We start from the raw sequence: 976 nt of genomic DNA on the forward strand, positions 1-976 counted from the left end.
ACTATATAGTATATAAAATACTTTTAAGTAAGGAGATTAATATGACCAGTTATAAAGAGTTAGGCCTTGTTAATACAAAGGAACTTTTCAAGAAAGCGGTGAAAAGCGGGTACGCCCTTCCTGCTTATAATTTTAACAACATGGAGCAGATGCAGGCGATCATTCAGGCGTGCGTGGAAACCAAATCCCCCGTCATCCTGCAGGTTTCATCGGGAGCGCGCAAGTACGCGAACCAGAACATGCTTAAAAACATGGCGCGCGGCGCGGTCGAGTACGCGCACGAGTTGGGATATGACATTCCAATCGTCCTCCACCTTGACCACGGCGACAGTTTTGAACTCTGCAAAGACTGTATCGAAACGGGTTTTTCTTCCGTAATGATAGACGGGTCGCATCTTCCTTACGACGAAAACGTCGCCCTTACAAAAAAGGTCTGCGATTTCGCGCATTCCCAAAAAGATTACGTAACCGTAGAAGGCGAGCTTGGAGTTCTGGCGGGAGTCGAGGACGACGTTTCAGCCGAACACAGCCATTACACCCAGCCTTCCGAAGTCATTGATTTCGTCGGCAAGACAAAAGTCGATTCATTGGCGATTTCAATCGGCACAAGCCACGGGCGCATGAAGTTCAAACCCGAACAGTGCACAAGGACGCCCGACGGGATACTTATCCCTCCCCCGTTGCGCTTCGACATCCTTAAAGAAATTGAAAAGCAGATTCCTGGCTTCCCGATTGTACTTCACGGTTCTTCTTCCGTGCCTGTTAAATACGTGCAGATGATCGAAAAATACGGCGGCAAGCTGGCGGACTCAGTGGGCATTCCGGAAGAACAGCTCCGCGAAGCCGCGAAAAGCGCGGTCTGCAAAATCAACATCGACTCCGACGGACGGCTCGCTATGACGGCCATGATCCGCAAGGTTTTTATAGAAAAACCCGATGAGTTTGATCCCCGCAAGTACTTAGGCCCTGCTAGGGA

General features: G+C 49.6%; 1 protein-coding gene. It reads left to right on the forward strand.

The window, feature by feature from the left end:
- Positions 1-41 precede the first annotated feature (41 nt).
- Positions 42-976 (forward strand): class II fructose-bisphosphate aldolase (locus ACYVTD_RS14035; protein WP_461248344.1); only part of this gene is annotated, 935 nt, incomplete at its 3' end.

The organism is Treponema sp. R6D11 (assembly GCF_054786075.1).